A 17,985-nucleotide genomic window follows, 5' to 3' on the forward strand; every position below is an offset into this window, starting at 1 on the left:
CGTCGGCGGTCGTCGGTGCGCCGGGCGGCGCTTCCTACAGATGTCGCCAGACGTCCGCCGGGGTGAGCCCCTTGGCGACCATGAGGACCTGGAGGTGGTAGATCAGCTGCGAGATCTCCTCCGAGGTGCGCTCGTCGCCCTCGTACTCGGCCGCCATCCAGACCTCGGCGGCTTCTTCCACGATCTTCTTGCCGATCTGGTGCACGCCGGCGTCCAGTTCGGCGACGGTGCCGGAGCCCTCGGGGCGCGTGCGCGCCTTCTCGGTGAGCTCCTGGAACAGGTCGTCGAACGTCTTCACGGGGTCCAGGCTACCGGTCTCCGCCGACGCTCCCGACGCACCGTCCGGACGGGAGGCAGTGGTCGCCCCGGTGACGCCGGTGCCGTCCGGCGCTCCCCCGGTCACGAGCGCGCCCGAGCGGCAGCGTCACGCAGGTCGGCGATGCGCGCGGCGGGTTCGCCGCCGTAGACCGCGGAGCCCGCCACCAGGGTGTCGGCACCGCTCCGGACGGCCTCGGGCACGGTGTCGACCGCGATCCCGCCGTCCACCTCGAGCCAGACGTCGAGCCCCGAGGCGTCGACGGCGGCGCGGGCGTCGGCGAGCTTCGGCATCACGGACGGCATGAAGGACTGTCCGCCGAACCCGGGCTCGACCGTCATCAGCAGGATCATGTCGTAGGCGTCGAGGTGGTGCAGTACCTGCGTGATCGGGGTGCCAGGCTTCACGGCGACGGCCGCGCGGGCACCGTTCGACCGGATCGCGGCGGCGGTGGCCACCGGGTCGTCGGCTGCCTCGAAGTGGAACGTGACGCTCGACGCACCGGTCTCGGCGTACTTCGGCGCGTTGCGATCGGCGTCGGTGATCATCAGGTGCACGTCGAGCGGCACCGGCGACACCTGCTGCAGCCGCTGCACGATCGGCAGCCCGAGCGTCAGGTTCGGGACGAAGTGGTTGTCCATCACGTCGACGTGCACCAGGTCGGCGGTCTCGATGCGCTGGAGTTCGCGCTCGAGGTTCGCGAAGTCGGCGGACAGGATGCTCGGCGAGATGCGGATCGTCACCGGGCAAGCCTACCGGCGCGCCGTGGGCTGGGGCCTCAGTCGACGCGACGGAACAGCGCGATGAACATCGCGTCCGTCCCGACGCGGTGCGGCCACAGCTGCGCGGTCGCACCGTCCGCGATCTCGGGGTCCCGTGCGGCGACGCCCCGGACGATCGTGGCGGTGTCGAGCTGCTCGAGCCGGTCACCGTGCCGCCCCATCAGGGCGTCGACCTGCCCGCGGGTCTCGGCCAGGTGCGGCGAGCACGTCACGTACGCCAGGGTCCCGCCCGGTGCGAGCACCCGCACGGCGGCGTCGAGCAGTTCGGTCTGCAGGCCAGCGAGCTCCTCGACGTCCTCGGGGAGCTTCCGCCAGCGTGCCTCCGGCCGGCGACGCAGCGCTCCGAGCCCGGTGCACGGAGCGTCGAGCAGGATGCGGTCGAAGGTCATCCCGGTGCCGTCGCGTCCGTACCGACGGGCGTCGCCCTCGACGACCCGCACGTGGTCACCGAACACGCCGAGGGCGTTCCGCACGAGTCCGGCGCGGGCGGGCACGAGCTCGTTGGCGACCAGGGTCGCCCCGCCCTGCTGCGCCTCGGCGGCGAGCAGCGCGGCCTTGCCGCCGGGCCCGGCGCACATGTCGAGCCACCGCTCCCCCGCACGCACGTCCGACGAGCGGCTCAGCGCCAGCGCGGCGAGCTGCGACCCCTCGTCCTGCACGCGCAGGCGTCCGGCGGCGACGCCCGGCACGCGCGCCGGGTCGCCGCTGATGCCGCGGATGCCGACGGGCGACACCGGCGCGGCATCCGCCTGCACGACGGGCTCGTCGGCCCGGACGGGAGGCACGGTGCCGGTCACGCCGTCGGCCTCCGGTTCGTCGTCCGCGGGCACCAGGGCCGCGGGCACGTCGTCCGCACCGGTCGCGTCGGCGAACGCGGCGTCGGTGTCGTCGTCCGGCGTGGTGCGGGCGGTCGCGGTGGCGATGTCCTCGTCGGTGGCGAGTCCGGGCAGGGCCGCGAGCTGCACCCGGGGTGCTGCGTTGTCGGCGGCGAGCAGGGCGGCGAGCTCGTCGCGCGAGCGTTCGGCGGCCAGGGCGTCGCGGAGCGCCGAGACGACCCAGACCGGGTGCGACCAGCGGGTGGCGAGCAGGGCGTCCCCGGCGCGGCCCTCGGTGATCAGGGCGTCCCACTCCTGATCGGTGCGGGCGGCGATCTTGCGCATCACGGCGTTCACGAACCCGGTGGCGCGGCGGGCGCCGACCTCGCGGGCGAGCTCGACCGTGGCGTCGACGGCCGCGTGCGTCGGCGTGCGCATGGCGAGCAGCTGGTGCGCACCGAGGCGCATCACGTCGAGGACGTCCGCCTCGATGTTCTCGGCCCGGCGACCGGAGGCCAGCGCGATGATCACGTCGTAGCGGCCGAGCATCCGGATCGAGCCGTACGTGAGCTCGGTCGCGAACCCGGCGTCGCGAGCGGTGAGACCGGCGCGGCGGATGCGCGTCGGCAGCAGCAGGTTCGCGTAGGCGTCGTCGACCTGCACGGCGCGGAGCACGTCGAACGCCACGCGGCGGGCACTGGCCGGACGCGGGCCGCGGCGGGCGCCCTGGGGCTTCGTCTGGGGGCTCATGCGAGGACCTTCCCGTCCAGTTCGCCGAGGCCACGGGCCCAGGCGGCGGCGTCCATCGCCTTCTTGCCCGCCGGCTGCACCTCGAGCAGCACGAGCGGGGTGTCGGCGGTCCCGACCAGCAGCCGACCGCCGTGGAGTGCGAGCGCACCCGGCGCGAGCGACGGGGCGGGGTCCTGCGTGCCTCCCGGCTGGAGTGTGCTGCGGAGCAGCTTCACGCGGGTCTCGCCCAGGTGGGCGTACGCGCCGGGCTCGGGCGTGACCCCGCGCAGCCGCGCGTGCACGACGGTGGCGGGCACGGCGAAGTCGATGCGGCCGTCGTCGATCGTGAGCTTCGGGGCGACCGTGGGCTCGCCGGACTGCTCGGTCGCGACGGCGGTGCCGGCGGCGATGGCATCCACGACGTCCGCCACGACGTCGGCGCCGACCTCGGCCATCGCGGCGAGGACCTCGCCCGAGGTCGCCTCGGGGTCGATCTCGAAGGGCCGCGCGGCGTGGACGGGGCCGGCGTCGAGCGCCTCGACCAGCTGGAAGACCGTCGCGGCGGTCCGGGTGTCGCCGGCCATCACCGCACGCTGCACGGGAGCCGCACCGCGGTACGCCGGCAGGTCGGAGAAGTGCAGGTTGATCCACCCGTGCCGCGGGGCGTGGAGGGCCGGGCGGCGGAGCAGGGCGCCGTACGCGACGATGACGCCGAGGTCGACGTCGAGGTCCGCGATCCGGGCGGTGACGGCGTCGTCGACGCGCGAGGCCTCGATGACGGGCAGTCCGAGCTCGGCGGCGACGACGGCCACCGGGGTCGGGGTGAGGACACGCTTGCGGCCCTGCGGGGTGGCCGGCCGCGTGAGCACCGCGACGATCTCGTGGTCGGACGCCGCCAGACGGCGGAGGGTGGGGACGGCCGCAGCGGGGCTGCCGGCGACGACGAGACGCATGGGTTCGATCCTCCCACGCCGACGGGCCCACCCGACCCCGACGCCTGTCCGGGGCACGCGGTGCTCGGCACTGCCTGTGCACCAGCAGAGCGTGGGCTGCGTACGTTGTGGCTGCATCGACGGAAGGAGCACCATGACCGACCGAGACCTGCCCATCCCGGACTTCGACCACGTCCCGCTCGGCAACCTGACGGAGCACCTGACGGCCCTCGACCGCGAGCAGCTCGAGGTGCTGCTCGACCACGAGAACGCCCACGGCGCACGGTTGCCGGTGCTGGAGCGGATCCGTCACCGGATCGAGGCCCTGGACGGCGGTGCGGAGCCGACCGGTTCCGTGCCGGAGCACCTCCCCGAGACGTCTGCGGGGGCCTCGGCACCCGCGGACGTCACGCCGGCCACCGCCGGTCCGACGATCAACCCGCCGTCCCACGGCGTGCCCACCAACCCCGCGCAACCGCGCTGAGATCAGGAGACACCATGAGCGACGTCACCACCGCCACCAACCGCTACGCCGGTTCGTCCGTCCAGAAGGCCGCCCTCGTGGTCGGCATCGTGTTCCTGCTCGTCGGGATCGCCGGGTTCATCCCCGGCATCACGACCGGCGACCTGGCCGGGGCCGGACACGAGTCGATGGGCATGCTGCTCGGCATCTTCCAGGTGTCCGTGCTGCACAACATCGTGCACCTGCTGTTCGGCGTCGTCGGACTGATCGCCGCCAACCGTGCCTCCGGCTCGCGGATGTACCTGGTGATCGGCGGGATCGTCTACTTCGTGCTGTGGATCTACGGCCTCTTCACCGCCGGTCACAGCTCGGGTGCGAACTTCGTCCCGCTGAACAACGCCGACAACTGGCTGCACCTCGTCCTCGCCATCGGCATGGTCGCCCTCGGCGTCGTGCTGCCCCGCGAGCGTCGCCGGCCCGCCAACGCCTGACCGACCCGCACCAGCCCGTCGCCACTCGGCGGCAGACCCCGAACGACACCGCCGACGTCCGTCGGCGGTGTCGTTCTGCGTCGGGGCACACGCGGCCGGGCCCACGCGGGCCCGGCCGGGTCAGACCTCGGAGAACGGTTCGGCGTCGTCCAACCGCACCCGCAGCGTCGGAGCGGCGCGTCGGCGGTTGCCGCCCTTGAGCACCCGCCTGGTCGACGAGCGCCGGATCACCTCGGCCTTGAGCGTCGCGGCGACCTCGGCCCCGTGCGCGTACGGGAACCGCACGATCGCCCGGACCGTGCCCGGCAGGGCGTCGTCCTCGACCGGGACCGGACCGAGCACCGGACCGACGACGGCGTCGCCGAGCGCTTCGACCGCAGCGGTGACGGCTTCGTCGGTGCCGGTCATCGTCGCGACCCGGACCGCCGGCGGGAAGTGCAGTTCGCGGCGGTCGGTCAGCTCGTCGTGCGCGGGCCCGTCGAGTCGCCACAGGGCCATCGCCGAGGCCAGCCGACCGCCGATCCCGACCAGGTACACCTCGGCACCGGGGGCCGACTTCGCCGCCGCGTTCGTCCAGAAGCGCAGGACGTCCTCCTGCACGCGCAGCCCCTCGCGGGCGAGCATCTTCTCACCGTCCAGCAGCAGCACGCAGGCGTAGCCCCCCGGCACCGACGGCTCGGCCCCACGGGTGGCGACGACGACGGAGGGCCGGGCGGGGACCTCGTCGAGCGGGCGTGAGCCGTCGGCGACGACGATCCGGGTACCGGGGAACGCCCGCCCGAGTTCGTCGGCCGTCCGTTGCGCCCCCTGGCCGACCGGCTTGACGGTGCCGTTGCCGCACGTCGGGCAGCGGAACCCGACGGCCAGCGCGCCGCAGAACCGGCACTGCGGCGTGGCGCCACGGTGCGGGCTGCCGAGCGGCCCGCCGCAGACGCGGCAGTGCGCGCGTTCGCCGCATTCGGCGCAGACCAGCCCGGTGCCGAAGCCCGGGCTCGCGACCTGCACCAGGACGGCACCGTGCTGGCTGGCCTCGCGCGCGGCACGCCAGGCGGAACTCGGGATGCGCGCCTGCGCGGCGAACCCCTCGGCCCCGGTCTGCTGGACGGTGGGGATGACCTTCGGGGTCTTCACGCGGTGGGGCACGACGTCCTGCAGCCAGTGCAGCTCGACCAGTCGCTGCACGTCGGTGCTGCGCGCGTGCGAGACGAACAGCAGGGCGGCACCGGACTGGGCGGCCCGCACCAGGGCGACGTCGCGCGTGTGCACGTAGGGCGCCCGCTGCTCGATGAACGAGGCGTCGCCGTCGTCCCACATGGCGATCAGCCCGAGCTCGGTCGCCGGCGCGTACATGGCCGTGCGGTTGCCGATCGCGACCACCGGGTGCGTGCGGGCCTGCAGCAGGGCCTTGGCGCGCTGCCCGTTCGTCTGCTTGGCGTCGAACCGCACCACCCGCTCCGGTGGCAGCACGGCGAGCAGAGCACGCTCGAGGTCGATGACGTCGCGGAAGTCCGGCACGGCGATCACCGCGGACTGCTCGGCCGCCACCGTGTGCGCGGCCGCCTGGGCGAGCGTCGCGGCCCAGCCCGGGACCCAGACCGGCTCGCCCGCGTCGCCCACCGCCACGGGCTGGGGCACGGCGGCGACCGCGGCGCGTCCGTGCTCCGTCACCACGGCCTCCAGGACGCCGTCGGCGTAGCCGGTGACGGGCGGGGCGCTCACCGGCGGGGGCGACCACGCGGTGTCCCGGGCGAGCCAGGCCTTCTCGGCGCGCACCTGCCGCGGGGGCACGGCGAGGCGCAGGACGTCGGAGGCGACACCCGCGGCCCGGTCGGCGACGGCGCGCGCGAGGGTCCAGATCTCCGGCGCCAGGACGGGCACCGGGGACAGGACGGCCTCGATCTGGCTGAGCTCCCCCGGGTACTCACCTTCGGTGACGATCTCGACCACGTAGCCGTCGGACATCCGGGCCCCGGTGCGCAGCGGCACCTTGACGCGGACCCCCGCGACGCAGTCGTCCTCGAGCTCGGCCGGCACCCGGTAGTCGAACAGACGGTCCAACTGCGGGAGCGGCGAGTCGAGGACGACGCGCGCGACGGTGGTCACGCGGTGCTTCAGACGGTCGCGGCGACGAGTCCTGCGGCGGCGCGGAGTTCCTCGACACGGTCGAGCTGCTCCCACGTGAACCCGGGGAGCTCGCGGCCGAAGTGGCCGTAGGTCGCGGTCTGCGCGTAGATCGGCCGGAGCAGGTCGAGGTCGCGGATGATCGCGGCCGGACGCAGGTCGAACACCTGGCGGATGGCGGCCTCGATCGTGGCGTCGTCGACGTGTCCGGTGCCGAAGGTCTCGACGTAGAGCCCGACGGGCTTCGCACGGCCGATCGCGTACGCGACCTGCACCTCGAGCCGGTCGGCGAGCCCCGCGGCGACCGCGTTCTTGGCGACCCAGCGCAGCGCGTACGCCGCCGAACGGTCGACCTTCGACGGGTCCTTGCCGCTGAACGCGCCGCCACCGTGACGGGAGGCCCCGCCGTAGGTGTCGACGATCACCTTGCGGCCGGTGAGCCCGGCGTCGCCCTGGGGGCCGCCGATCTCGAAGCGACCGGTCGGGTTCACGATGACGTCGACGTGCGACGAGTCGAGGTCGACCAGGTCGAGGACCGGACGGATCACGTGCTCGGTGATCGCCGCGGTGAGCTCGTCGAGCGTGACGCTCGGCGAGTGCTGCGTGGAGAGCACGACGGTCTCGACGGTCTTCGGCACGACGCCGTCGTACCCGATGGTGACCTGGGTCTTGCCGTCGGGGCGGAGGAACGACAGCTCGCCCGACTTGCGGACCGCGGCCAGGCGCTCGGCCAGGCGGTGGGCCAGCCAGATCGCGACCGGCATGTACTCGGGGGTCTCGTTCGTCGCGAAGCCGAACATGATGCCCTGGTCGCCGGCACCCTGGCGGTCGAGCGGGTCGACCGCACCGGTGCGGGAGTCGAGCGACTCGTCGACACCCTGCGCGATGTCCGGCGACTGCGCACCGATCGAGACCTCGACACCGCACGTGGCGCCGTCGAACGAGACGTCCGACGAGTTGTAGCCGATGCCGGTGATGACGTCACGGACGAGCTTGGGGATCTCGACGTAACCGGAGGTCGTGACCTCGCCGGCGACGTGCACGAGCCCGGTGGTCACCATCGTCTCGACGGCGACGCGCGCGTTCGGGTCGACCGTCAGCAGTGCGTCGAGGATGCTGTCCGAGATCTGGTCGCAGATCTTGTCGGGGTGCCCCTCGGTCACCGACTCGGACGTGAAGAGGCGGAGAGCAGCTGCAGTCACCGGGATCAGTCGGTGGGCTGCTGCTGCTTGGTGACGGTGAGCTTGTCCTCGTTGATCTCGTGGAGCGCGACGGACAGCGGCTTGTCGTCGATCGTCGAGTCGACGAGCGGTCCGACGTTGTCGAAGAGCGAGCCCTCGTGCAGGTCGGCGTAGTAGTCGTTGATCTGGCGGGCGCGCTTGGACGCGAAGATGACGAGCGCGTACTTCGACTCGACCTTGCTGAGCAGGTCGTCGATGGGCGGGTCGATGATGCCCTGGGGGTTGGCCATGGTGTCTCCTCGAAGTCAGTGCACCCGTCAGGGCGCAGAGAACAAGTCTACGACCTCACGTGCCGCGGTGCCGACATCGGAGTTCACGATCCGCACGTCGAACTCGTCCTGGGCAGCCAGCTCGACCTTCGCGGTCTCGAGGCGACGCGCCTGTTCCTCCGCGGATTCGGTACCGCGGCCGATGAGCCGGCGCACCAGTTCCTCCCACGTCGGGGGCAGCAGGAACACGAGCACCGCCTCGGGCATGGCGTCGCGGACCTGCCGGGCGCCCTGCAGGTCGATCTCGAGCATGACCTTCTCGCCGGCGTCGAGCGCGCGGTCGATCGGCGGGCGCGGGGTGCCGTAGCGGTACGAGTTGTGGACGGTCGCCCACTCGAGCAGCTCGCGGTCGCGGATCATGCGGTCGAACTCGTCGTCGTCCACGAAGTAGTAGTGCACGCCGTCGACCTCGCCGGGGCGCGGCTTCCGGGTGGTGGCGGAGACGCTGAGGTTGACGTCCGGGTACTGCTCGCGGATGTGGGCGCTGACCGTGCCCTTGCCGACCGCGGTGGGTCCGGCGAGCACGACGAGCTTCGAGGCACCACGCTTGCGACCGCGGGCGGCGAGCCAGTCGGCCAGGGCGGCGCGCTGCCGGGTCCCCAGGCCACCGAGGCGCTTCGACGGCGCGATCCGCAGGGACCCCATGATCGCCTCCGCACGCGCGGGGCCGATGCCCGGCAGGCTCACCAGCAGGTCACGGACCCGCAGCGAGCGTTCCGCCGAAGTCGTCTCGACCAGCGAGTCGTCCCACGCGGCACGGGCGACGTCGAGCGCGGAGCGTTCCCCCGACGCGATCGCGGCCTTCACCGCGGCCCGGGCGCGTCGCGCGGCGACGGCGGCCTTCGCCGCGGCGACGCGGTCGACCTCTGGCGGGGTGCGGTGGGCGGGCAGGCCCTCGTGGTCGTCGGTCACGCTGCCGCCGCCAGTGCGGTGCGGATGCGGTCGGCGCGGTCGGTGACGAGCGCCGCGACGCCGTCCGGACCGTCGGTCAGCAGGCCGCGCGACTCACTCACGAGCACCTGCTCGGCACGGGCGCCGTACAGCGCACGGAGGTCCTCGATGCGGGCACCCTGGGCACCGAAGCCCGGGGCGAGGACCGGCGCGGAGCCGATCGCGTCCGCGTCGATGCCGAAGTCGTCGAGGTGAAGGGTCGCGCCGAGCACGAGCCCGACGTCGCCGAGGGCCTGATCGCCCACGGACCGGTTGTCGTCTGCCACGTCCAAGACGATACCGGCCGCGACCGTCCGGCCGGTACGCGGCCCCTCCGCGACGACCGCGGTCTGCAGCAACCGGGCCTCGGGGTTGCTCGTCGCCGCGAGCACGAAGACCCCCGCACCGTTCCGGCGCGCGACGTCGACCGTGCCCCGGAGCGAGCCGTACCCGAGGTACGGCGACACCGTCATCGCGTCGGCCGCGAACGGCCCGTCGCGGTCGAGCCACGCGAGCGCGTAGTCGTCACCGGTGGTCCCGATGTCGCCCCGCTTCACGTCGGCGACGACCAGGAGGCCCGCATCCCGTGCCCGGCGGATCGTCGCGTCGAGCGCACGGTAGCCCGCCACCCCCGCCGCCTCGAAGAAGGCCACCTGCGGCTTCACGATCGCCGCGCGGCCGGCGGCCGCGTCGACCAGGATCGCTCCGAAGGCGGTGAGGCCCTGCTCGTCGCGGGCGAGCCCCCACGCCGCCAGGGTGGCGGCGTGGGGGTCGATCCCGACGCAGAGCGGTGAACGCTCCCCCAAGGCGGACGCGAGGCGGACGCCGAAGGAGGCCGGGCCTCCCGACCGGGTCGTGCCCACGCTGGCAGCCGTCACCAGGTCGCGCGCTCGCGCGCGTAGTCCTGCAGGCTGCGGACGTTGAGCGGCGAACCGATCGTCTCGATCGCCGCGACGGCCGCACCGATCTGCGCGATCGTCGTGAACAGCGGCTTGTCCGCCGCCACCGTCGCCGCGCGGATCTCGTACCCGTCCGCACGACCGGCGGCACCGGACGGCGTGTTGATGACGATGTCGACCTCGCCCGTGGCCAGGAGGTCGACGACGCTCTCGCCGCCCTGGCTGTACTTGCCGACGATCCCGACCTCGATGCCGTTGCGGCGGAGGATCTCCGCCGTGCCCTCGGTCGCGATGATCGTGAAGCCGAGCTGCTGCAGGCGGTGCACCGGCAGCACGATCGCGCGCTTGTCGGTGTCGGCGACGCTCACGAAGACCGTGCCGCTGGTCGGCAGGCCGCCGTACGCGGCGTCCTGCGACTTGAGGAACGCCCGCGGGAAGTCGCGGTCGATGCCCATGACCTCGCCGGTGGAGCGCATCTCGGGGCTGAGCACCGAGTCGACGACCTGGCCCTCGCGGGTGCGGAAGCGACGGAAGGGCAGCACGGCCTCCTTCACGGCGACCGGCGACTGCGCGGGCACGAACGCGCCGTCACGCTCGGGCAGCATGCCCTCGGCGACGAGCTCGGCGACCGTGGTGCCGGTCATGATGCGGGACGCGGCCTTGGCCAGCGGGATGCCGAGCGCCTTCGAGACGAAGGGCACCGTGCGGCTGGCGCGCGGGTTCGCCTCGAGGACGTAGAGCACGCCGGCGCCGATGGCGAACTGCACGTTGAGCAGGCCCTGCACGCCGATGCCGCGGGCGATCTTCTCGGTCGCGTCGACGACGCCCTGGATCTCCGCGCGGCCGAGGCCGACCGGGGGCAGGGTGCACGCCGAGTCGCCGGAGTGGATACCCGCCTCTTCGAGGTGCTCCATGATGCCGCCGATGTAGAGTCGCTCGCCGTCGAAGAGCGCGTCGACGTCGATCTCCACGGCGTCGTCCAGGAACCGGTCCACCAGCAGCGGGAGCTCCGGGCCGATGATCGCCTGGTCGGCCATCCGGTCGAAGTAGTCCGCCAGCGACGGGGAGTCGTACAGGATCTCCATGCCGCGGCCGCCGAGCACGAACGACGGGCGGACGAGGACGGGGTACCCGATCTCCTCGGCCACCGTGGTCGCGCTCGCCAGGTCGTGGGCCGTGCCGTTCCGCGGTGCGAGCAGACCGGCTGCGTCGAGGATGGCGGAGAACTGCCCGCGCTCCTCGGCGGAGTCGATCGCGGTCGGGCTGGTGCCGAGGATCGGGATGCCCGCGGCCTCGAGCGGCTTCGCCAGGCCCAGGGCGGTCTGGCCACCGAGCTGCACGACGACGCCGACGAGCTCGCCGGACGCCGCCTCGGCCTCGATGACCTCGAGGACGTCCTCGGCGGTCAGCGGTTCGAAGTACAGGCGGTCCGAGGTGTCGTAGTCGGTCGACACGGTCTCGGGGTTGCAGTTGATCATGATCGTCTCGAACCCGGCGGCGCTCAGCGCGAAGGACGCGTGCACGCAGGAGTAGTCGAACTCGACGCCCTGCCCGATGCGGTTCGGGCCGGAGCCGAGGATGACGACCTTCTTGCGATCGTTCGGGACGACCTCGGTCTCGGTGTCGTACGACGAGTAGTGGTACGGCGTCAGGGCCGGGAACTCACCGGCGCAGGTGTCGACCGTCTTGAAGACGGGCCGGATGCCCTGGGCGTGCCGCTCGTCACGGACCTGCTGCTCGGAGACCGGTGCCGCGTCTGAGCTGCGCAGGCTCGCGATCTGGGTGTCGCTGAAGCCGTGCTCCTTCGCCCACCGCAGGGTGTCCGCGTCGAGGGACTCGGCGGCCCGGACCTCGTCCGCGACCTCGTTGATGAGCACGATCTGGTCGATGAACCAGGGGTCGATCTTCGTGGCCTCGAAGACCTCGTCCGCGGTGGCACCCGCGACCAGGGCCTGCTGGACCGTCACGATGCGACCGTCGGTCGGGATCGACGACTTCGTCAGCAGGGCGTCCTTGTCGAGCTCGGCCGCCGGGGTGTCCCAGTGGAAGCTCGACCCGCGCTTCTCGAGCGAGCGCAGCGACTTCTGCAGTGCGGTGGCGTAGTTCCGGCCGATGGCCATCGCCTCGCCGACGCTCTTCATCGTCGTGGTGAGGGTGGCGTCGGCGGCCGGGAACTTCTCGAACGCGAACCGCGGGGTCTTCACGACCACGTAGTCGAGCGTCGGCTCGAAGCTCGCCGGGGTGACCTTCGTGATGTCGTTCTCGATCTCGTCGAGCCGGTAGCCGATGGCGAGCTTCGCCGCGATCTTGGCGATCGGGAAGCCCGTGGCCTTCGATGCGAGGGCCGACGAGCGGGACACGCGGGGGTTCATCTCGATGACGATGACGCGGCCGTTGGACGGGTCGACGGCGAACTGGATGTTGCAGCCGCCGGTGTCGACACCGACGCGACGGATGATGTCGATGCCGATGTTCCGCATGTTCTGGTACTCGCGGTCGGTCAGGGTCAGCGCGGGGGCGACCGTGATCGAGTCACCGGTGTGGACACCGACCGGGTCGACGTTCTCGATGGAGCAGATGACGACGGTGTTGTCGTAGTTGTCGCGCATCAGCTCGAGCTCGTACTCCTTCCAACCGAGGATGGACTCCTCGAGCAGGACCTCGGTCGTCGGGCTGGACTGCAGCCCGTCGCCGACGAAGCGGACGAGTTCTGCCTCGTTGTAGGCGAAGCCCGAGCCGAGGCCGCCCATGGTGAAGGACGGGCGGACGACCAGCGGGTACCCGAGGTCCTTCGCGAACTCCTTGGCTTCTTCGAGCGTGTGCGCGATGTGGCTGCGGGCGACGTCGGCACCGGACTCGAGGACGAGCTCCTTGAAGAGCTGGCGGTCCTCGCCGCGCTGGATCGCCTCGACCTTGGCACCGATGAGCTCGACGCCGTGCTTGGTGAGGATGCCGGCCTCGTCGAGCGCGATGGCCGCGTTCAGGGCCGTCTGACCGCCGAGGGTCGGCAGGACGGCGTCCGGCTTCTCGATGCGGATGATCTCCTCGAGCGACGCGTTCGTGATCGGCTCGATGTAGGTCGCGTCGGCGAAGTCGGGGTCGGTCATGATCGTCGCCGGGTTCGGGTTGACCAGGATGACCCGGACGCCCTCGGCGCGGAGGACGCGGCACGCCTGGGTGCCGGAGTAGTCGAACTCGGCGGCCTGACCGATGACGATCGGGCCGGAACCGATGACGAGGACGGAGTTGATGTCTGCGCGCTTGGGCATCAGTTCGCTTCCTTGGTGATGTCTGCTGCGGGGGTCGTGGCGTCTGCGGTGGCCGCGTCGAGCGGCTCCCCGTCGCGACGCTCGCGCACCATGTCCGCGAACCGGTCGAAGAGGTACATGCTGTCGTGCGGTCCGGCGGCGGCCTCGGGGTGGTACTGCACGCTGAACGCCGGCACGTCGAGCGCGCGGAGGCCCTCGACCACGTTGTCGTTCAGCGAGTAGTGCGAGACCTCGACCCGACCGAACCCGGCCGGCGACTCGAGGACCTCGCCGAGGGGCGCGTCGACCGCGAAGCCGTGGTTCTGGCTCGTGATCTCGACCTTGCCCGTGGTCGTGTCGAGCACCGGCTGGTTGATGCCGCGGTGGCCGAAGGGCAGCTTGTAGGTGCCGAAGCCGAGCGCGCGGCCGAGCAGCTGGTTGCCGAAGCAGATGCCGAAGAACGGCCGACCGGTGCGCAGGCTGTCCTGCAGCAGTTCCACCTGTGCGTCCGACGCGGCGGGGTCGCCGGGGCCGTTCGAGTAGAACAGGGCGTCCGGGTCGAGTGCCGACAGTTCGGCGGCGGAGATGTCCTGCGGCACCACGTGCACCTCGAAGCCGCGGGCGGCGAGGTAGCGGGTGGTCGAGGCCTTCACGCCGAGGTCGAGCACGGCCAGGGTGCCGATCTGCTCGCCCTCGGCGGGGACGACGTAGGTCTCCGGGGTGGACACGACCGACGAGAAGCTCGCCCCGGCCATGCCGGCCTGGTCGCGCACGAGCTGCTCCTGCTCGGACGCCGGCAGTGCGGCGTCCGCACCGCTGAAGATGCCGCCCTTCATGGCGCCGGCGTCACGGATGCGGCGGGTGAGTGCGCGGGTGTCGAGCCCTGCGATGCCGACGATGCCGTCGCGCACCAGGTGGTCGTCGAGCGTGGCGTTCGCGCGGTGGTTCGACACCACGCGGCTGGGGTCGCGCACCACGTACCCGGCGACCCAGATGCGACGGGACTCGGGGTCCTCGTCGTTCACGCCCGTGTTGCCGATGTGCGGCGCGGTCTGCACCACGATCTGTCCGGCGTAGGAGGGGTCGGTCAGCGTCTCCTGGTAGCCGGTCATGCCGGTCGCGAAGACCACCTCACCGAGCGTGCGCCCACGGGCGCCGTAGGCCCAGCCGTCGTACCGGGTGCCGTCTTCGAGGACCAGGACGGCCCGTTCGCGTGTCATGCTTTCTTCCCTTCGCCCGCGGTTCGCGGAGCATCGGCCGCAGTCGCCTGCGGCCCGGTCTCGGTCAGTCCCTGCAGGGCGTGCAGCGCGGCTGCGTCGCCCTCCGGGAACCGGAAGTAGGTGTCGAGGTCCGTCGCACCTGCGGCGCCGGTCGCCGTCCATCGCAGACGGACCAGTCCCCCGGGTTCGACCACTCGGTCGATCGCCCACGTGGACCGGTCGGCGCCGCGGACCGCGTCGCGCGCGATCCAGCGGTCGTCGGTGCCGGCGAGGCGCATCACCACGCCGGTCGCGTGGACCGTCACCCCGCCGCGGCCGCGGAACCCGAGGCCGCCTGCGGTGATGCGTTCCAACGGCTGGTCGGCACGGGTCGTCGCGACGGTGAACCCGTCCCACGACCCGACCGCCGGTGCCAGGTCGGCGGGCACCCGGACCGGAGGCACGGCTTCCGCCTGCTTCCTGGTCCGCGTCCGCCAGGTGCGCGCCATCGCGACGAACAGGGCGGCGACCGCGAGCAGGATCACCGCGCCGAGGAGCCAGCGCTGGGCGTCGCCGCTCATGCGCGCGCCCCCGTCCGCAGCGCCGCGTCGTGCGCCGCGGCGTGCGCCGCGGCGTGCGCCGCGGCGTGCGCCGCGGTCGTCTCCGCGTCGACGACGCGGCCGTCGAGCACGGTCGCGTACCCCTGGTGGAAGGTGGCGACGACCCGGCCCGGCAGCGTCATGCCGAGGTACGGCGAGTTCTGCGACTGCCCGGCGAGGTCGGTGACCGCGAACTCGCGACTGGCTGACGGGTCGTAGAGGGTGATCTCGGCGGGGGCGCCCTCGGCGATCCGCTGCCCGTGCCCCTCGACCTGGCCGATCCGCGCCGGTGCCTCGGACAGCACCCGGGCGACGTCGGCCCAGTCGAGCCGGCCGTCGTCGACCACCGCGGCCTGCACCACGCTCAGCGCGGATTCGAGGCCGACCATGCCGTTCGCGGCGGCGGGCCACTCGCAGCACTTCGCCTCGGCGGTGTGCGGTGCGTGGTCGGTCGCGACGATGTCGATGGTGCCGTCGGCCAGGGCAGCGCGGAGTGCCTCGACGTCCTCGCGGGCCCGGAGCGGCGGGTTCACCTTGTAGCGGGCGTCGTACCCGGGGGCACCGTCGTGGCCGGCGATGAGGTCCTCGGTGAGCACCAGGTGGTGCGGCGTGACCTCGGCCGTGACGTCGATGCCGCGGGACTTGGCCCACCGGATCACCTCGACGCTGCCGGCCGTCGAGACGTGGCAGACGTGCAGGCGTGCTCCGACGTGGTCGGCGAGCAGGACGTCGCGGGCGATGATCGCCTCTTCCGCGACGGCGGGCCAGCCGGCGAGGCCGAGTTCCGAGGACAGTCGGCCCTCGTTCATCTGCGCGCCGATGGTCAGCCGGGGCTCCTGGGCGTGCTGCGCGAGCACCCCGCCGAAGCCCTTGATGTACTCGAGTGCGCGACGCATGAGCAGCGGGTCGGCCACGCAGGAGCCGTCGTCCGAGAAGACCCGGACCTTCGCCCGGGACGTCGCCATCGCGCCGATCTCGGACAGGTGGGTGCCCTGCAGCCCCTGTGACACGGCGCCGATCGGGCGGACCGTCACGTAGCCGGCGTCGTCACCGAGCGCCTGGACCTGCTCGACGACCCCGGCGGTGTCCGCGACGGGGCTCGAGTTCGCCATGGCGTTGACGGCGGTGAACCCGCCGGCAGCCGCGGCACGCGAGCCGGTGAGGACCGTCTCGGACTCCTCGTGACCGGGCTCGCGCAGGTGCGTGTGGAGGTCCACGAGACCGGGCAGGGCGATGAGGCCGTCCGCGTCCACGGTGGTGGCGCCGGCCGTGTCGAGACCGGACCCGACCGCGGTGATTCGCCCGTCCTGCAGGCGGATGTCGGCACGCGAGCCGTCGACCAGCTGCGCGCCACGGATCAGGTGAGCGGTCATGCGGCGGACTCCTTCGCATCGGTGCCGTTGCCGGCACTGCCCGTCAGGGCGAGGTAGAGGACGGCCATCCGGACCGAGACGCCGTTCTCGACCTGCTCGACGACGGTCGAGCGGGGGTCGTCGGCGGCGACGCCGGCGATCTCGAGACCGCGGTTCATCGGACCGGGGTGCATGATCAGCGTGCGCTCGGACAGTCGCCCGAAGCGCGCCGCCGTCAGGCCCCAGTGCCGCGTGTACTCGCGCGGGTTCGGGAAGAAGGCGTCGTTCATGCGTTCCTGCTGGATGCGGAGCGTCATGACGACGTCCGGGTCCTCGGCCAGGGCGGTGTCGAGGTCGTGGTGCACCGCGGCGCCGAACGGGGACGGGGTGGCGGGCAGCAGCGTCGGCGGCGCGGCGAAGGTCACGCTCGCCCCGAGGGTGCGGAGCAGCCACGCGTTCGACCGGGCTACCCGGCTGTGCAGCACGTCGCCGATGATCAGGACGCGCACGCCGTCGAGGCCCTGGCCACGCGAACCGGCGCCGTGCAGGCGGCGGCGCATGGTGAAGGCGTCGAGCAGCGCCTGCGTCGGGTGCTCGTGGGTCCCGTCACCGGCGTTGACCACCGGCACGTCGATCCAGTCGGCGTCGGCCAGCACCCGCGGGGCGCCCGATGCACCGTGGCGCATGACGATGCCGTCGATGCCCATCGCGCCGAGGGTCTGCACGGTGTCCTTCAGGGATTCACCCTTCGAGACGCTCGAGCCCTTCGCGGCGAAGTTCAGGACGTCGGCGGACAGGCGCTTCGCGGCGGCCTCGAACGAGATGCGCGTGCGCGTGGAGTCCTCGAAGAACAGGTTCACCACGGTCTTGCCGCGCAGGGCCGGGAGCTTCCGGACCTCGCGCGTGTTGACCTCGGCCATCTCCTCGGCGACGTCGAGGATGTGGACGGCCTGGTCGCGGGACAGGTCGGCGGTCGAGAGCAGGTGCCGCATCACGCCACCCCCTGCTCGATGAACACGGTGTCGTCGCCGTCGGTCTCGGCCAGGTGCAGCGTGACCCGCTCGTCGGACGCGGTCGGCAGGTTCTTGCCCACGTGGTCCGCACGGATCGGCAGCTCGCGGTGGCCGCGGTCGACGAGCACGGCGAGCCGGACGGCGCGCGGCCGCCCGATGCCCTGCAGCGCGTCGAGCGCGGCGCGGACGGTGCGGCCGGAGTAGAGCACGTCGTCGACGAGCACGACGACCTTGCCGTCGATGCCGCCGGCGGGGATGACCGTCCGGTGCGGCGCGCGACCGATGCCGTGGCCGAGGTCGTCCCGGTGCATGGTGACGTCGAGCGTGCCGACACGCTCCGTCCCGATGCCGCCGGCGGCCGAGGACCACTCCGGCTCGATGCCTGCCAGGATCCGGCCGAGGCGTTCCGCCAGGACAGCACCGCGGGTCGGGATGCCGAGGAGCACGAGATCCGAGCCCCCGTGGTTGGCTTCGAGGATCTCGTGCGCGATGCGTGTCAGGGCACGCGTGATGTCGGGCTGTTGCAGGACCGTTCTGGTTCCCACGTCGACCCCCTTCCCCGCCTCACTGGACGGCATTAAAGGAT

Annotated in this window: 17 protein-coding genes; 2 read left to right on the top strand and 15 right to left on the bottom strand. The window is 72.5% G+C overall.

Annotation, left to right across the window (positions count from 1 at the left end):
• Positions 1-34: 34 nt before the first annotated feature.
• From DEJ35_RS09580 to fmt, 4 genes are all read right to left on the bottom strand, one after another.
• A complete protein-coding gene (locus DEJ35_RS09580) occupies positions 35-298 on the bottom strand; it encodes a phosphoribosyl-ATP diphosphatase (protein WP_027465728.1) in 264 nt (87 codons plus the stop codon).
• A gap of 101 nt (positions 299-399) precedes the next feature.
• A complete protein-coding gene (gene rpe, locus DEJ35_RS09585; RefSeq protein ID WP_111192635.1) occupies positions 400-1,059 on the bottom strand; it encodes a ribulose-phosphate 3-epimerase in 660 nt (219 codons plus the stop codon).
• 35 nt (positions 1,060-1,094) lie between these two features.
• Complete coding sequence (locus DEJ35_RS09590) at positions 1,095-2,600, bottom strand: RsmB/NOP family class I SAM-dependent RNA methyltransferase (protein WP_111192656.1); 1,506 nt, start codon at positions 2,598-2,600, stop codon at positions 1,095-1,097.
• 59 nt (positions 2,601-2,659) lie between these two features.
• Positions 2,660-3,595, bottom strand: a complete 936-nt coding sequence (gene fmt / locus DEJ35_RS09595) for a methionyl-tRNA formyltransferase (RefSeq protein WP_111192636.1) — start codon at positions 3,593-3,595, stop codon at positions 2,660-2,662.
• Positions 3,596-3,728: 133 nt separating this feature from the next.
• On the opposite strand from fmt, the gene DEJ35_RS09600 reads away from it, so the two are divergent.
• The gene (locus tag DEJ35_RS09600) at positions 3,729-4,058 is read left to right on the top strand and encodes a hypothetical protein (RefSeq protein WP_110858967.1); all 330 of its coding nucleotides are present in this window, start codon (positions 3,729-3,731) and stop codon (positions 4,056-4,058) included.
• A 14-nt stretch (positions 4,059-4,072) separates the two neighbouring features.
• Positions 4,073-4,528 carry a DUF4383 domain-containing protein gene (locus DEJ35_RS09605; RefSeq protein WP_110858968.1) on the top strand — a complete coding sequence of 152 codons (456 nt, stop codon included), beginning with the start codon at positions 4,073-4,075 and terminating at the stop codon, positions 4,526-4,528.
• A 120-nt stretch (positions 4,529-4,648) separates the two neighbouring features.
• On the opposite strand, the gene DEJ35_RS09610 is transcribed toward DEJ35_RS09605, so the two are convergent.
• From DEJ35_RS09610 to pyrR, 11 genes are read right to left on the bottom strand one after another with little or no spacing between them, the layout of a single operon-like run.
• A complete protein-coding gene (locus tag DEJ35_RS09610; RefSeq protein WP_111192637.1) occupies positions 4,649-6,631 on the bottom strand; it encodes a primosomal protein N' in 1,983 nt (660 codons plus the stop codon).
• 8 nt (positions 6,632-6,639) lie between these two features.
• A complete protein-coding gene (gene metK, locus DEJ35_RS09615; RefSeq protein ID WP_110858970.1) occupies positions 6,640-7,851 on the bottom strand; it encodes a methionine adenosyltransferase in 1,212 nt (403 codons plus the stop codon).
• Between the two features lie 5 nt (positions 7,852-7,856).
• Complete coding sequence (gene rpoZ, locus DEJ35_RS09620) at positions 7,857-8,120, bottom strand: DNA-directed RNA polymerase subunit omega (RefSeq protein ID WP_017887186.1); 264 nt, start codon at positions 8,118-8,120, stop codon at positions 7,857-7,859.
• Between the two features lie 27 nt (positions 8,121-8,147).
• Positions 8,148-9,071, bottom strand: a complete 924-nt coding sequence (gmk, locus tag DEJ35_RS09625) for a guanylate kinase (protein ID WP_258369790.1) — start codon at positions 9,069-9,071, stop codon at positions 8,148-8,150.
• Positions 9,068-9,952, bottom strand: a complete 885-nt coding sequence (pyrF, locus tag DEJ35_RS09630) for an orotidine-5'-phosphate decarboxylase (RefSeq protein WP_258378461.1) — start codon at positions 9,950-9,952, stop codon at positions 9,068-9,070. The genes gmk and pyrF overlap by 4 nt, the downstream gene beginning before the upstream one ends.
• A gap of 11 nt (positions 9,953-9,963) precedes the next feature.
• Positions 9,964-13,257: a carbamoyl-phosphate synthase large subunit gene (gene carB, locus DEJ35_RS09635; RefSeq protein ID WP_111192639.1), complete on the bottom strand. Its 3,294-nt coding sequence runs from the start codon at positions 13,255-13,257 to the stop codon at positions 9,964-9,966.
• Positions 13,257-14,456, bottom strand: coding sequence for a glutamine-hydrolyzing carbamoyl-phosphate synthase small subunit (gene carA, locus DEJ35_RS09640; protein WP_111192640.1), 1,200 nt, complete (start codon positions 14,454-14,456; stop codon positions 13,257-13,259). Before carA ends, carB begins: the two co-directional genes overlap by 1 nt.
• Complete coding sequence (locus tag DEJ35_RS09645; RefSeq protein ID WP_051596738.1) at positions 14,453-15,016, bottom strand: hypothetical protein; 564 nt, start codon at positions 15,014-15,016, stop codon at positions 14,453-14,455. The genes carA and DEJ35_RS09645 overlap by 4 nt, the downstream gene beginning before the upstream one ends.
• Positions 15,013-16,407 (bottom strand): dihydroorotase, encoded by a 1,395-nt coding sequence (locus tag DEJ35_RS09650; protein WP_111192641.1) that lies wholly within the window; start codon positions 16,405-16,407, stop codon positions 15,013-15,015. Before DEJ35_RS09650 ends, DEJ35_RS09645 begins: the two co-directional genes overlap by 4 nt.
• Positions 16,404-17,378 (bottom strand): aspartate carbamoyltransferase catalytic subunit, encoded by a 975-nt coding sequence (locus DEJ35_RS09655; RefSeq protein ID WP_111090425.1) that lies wholly within the window; start codon positions 17,376-17,378, stop codon positions 16,404-16,406. The genes DEJ35_RS09650 and DEJ35_RS09655 overlap by 4 nt, the downstream gene beginning before the upstream one ends.
• Entirely contained in the window at positions 17,378-17,977 is a 600-nt protein-coding gene (gene pyrR, locus DEJ35_RS09660; RefSeq protein ID WP_017887177.1) for a bifunctional pyr operon transcriptional regulator/uracil phosphoribosyltransferase PyrR, read from the bottom strand. The genes DEJ35_RS09655 and pyrR overlap by 1 nt, the downstream gene beginning before the upstream one ends.
• Between the last annotated feature and the right edge of the window lie 8 nt (positions 17,978-17,985).

Source organism: Curtobacterium sp. MCPF17_051, from assembly GCF_003234595.1.
Lineage (GTDB): Bacteria > Actinomycetota > Actinomycetes > Actinomycetales > Microbacteriaceae > Curtobacterium > Curtobacterium flaccumfaciens.

What these genes read in the sequence shown, in the direction of transcription:
- fmt (WP_111192636.1), bottom strand. Translation starts at nt 3,595, where the DNA reads ATGCGTCTCGTCGTCGCCGGCAGCCCCGCTGCGGCCGTCCCCACCCTC.
- DEJ35_RS09600 (WP_110858967.1), top strand. Translation starts at nt 3,729, where the DNA reads ATGACCGACCGAGACCTGCCCATCCCGGACTTCGACCACGTCCCGCTC.
- DEJ35_RS09605 (WP_110858968.1), top strand. Translation starts at nt 4,073, where the DNA reads ATGAGCGACGTCACCACCGCCACCAACCGCTACGCCGGTTCGTCCGTC.
- rpoZ (WP_017887186.1), bottom strand. Translation starts at nt 8,120, where the DNA reads ATGGCCAACCCCCAGGGCATCATCGACCCGCCCATCGACGACCTGCTC.
- carB (WP_111192639.1), bottom strand. Translation starts at nt 13,257, where the DNA reads ATGCCCAAGCGCGCAGACATCAACTCCGTCCTCGTCATCGGTTCCGGC.
- carA (WP_111192640.1), bottom strand. Translation starts at nt 14,456, where the DNA reads ATGACACGCGAACGGGCCGTCCTGGTCCTCGAAGACGGCACCCGGTAC.
- DEJ35_RS09645 (WP_051596738.1), bottom strand. Translation starts at nt 15,016, where the DNA reads ATGAGCGGCGACGCCCAGCGCTGGCTCCTCGGCGCGGTGATCCTGCTC.
- DEJ35_RS09650 (WP_111192641.1), bottom strand. Translation starts at nt 16,407, where the DNA reads ATGACCGCTCACCTGATCCGTGGCGCGCAGCTGGTCGACGGCTCGCGT.
- DEJ35_RS09655 (WP_111090425.1), bottom strand. Translation starts at nt 17,378, where the DNA reads ATGCGGCACCTGCTCTCGACCGCCGACCTGTCCCGCGACCAGGCCGTC.
- pyrR (WP_017887177.1), bottom strand. Translation starts at nt 17,977, where the DNA reads ATGCCGTCCAGTGAGGCGGGGAAGGGGGTCGACGTGGGAACCAGAACG.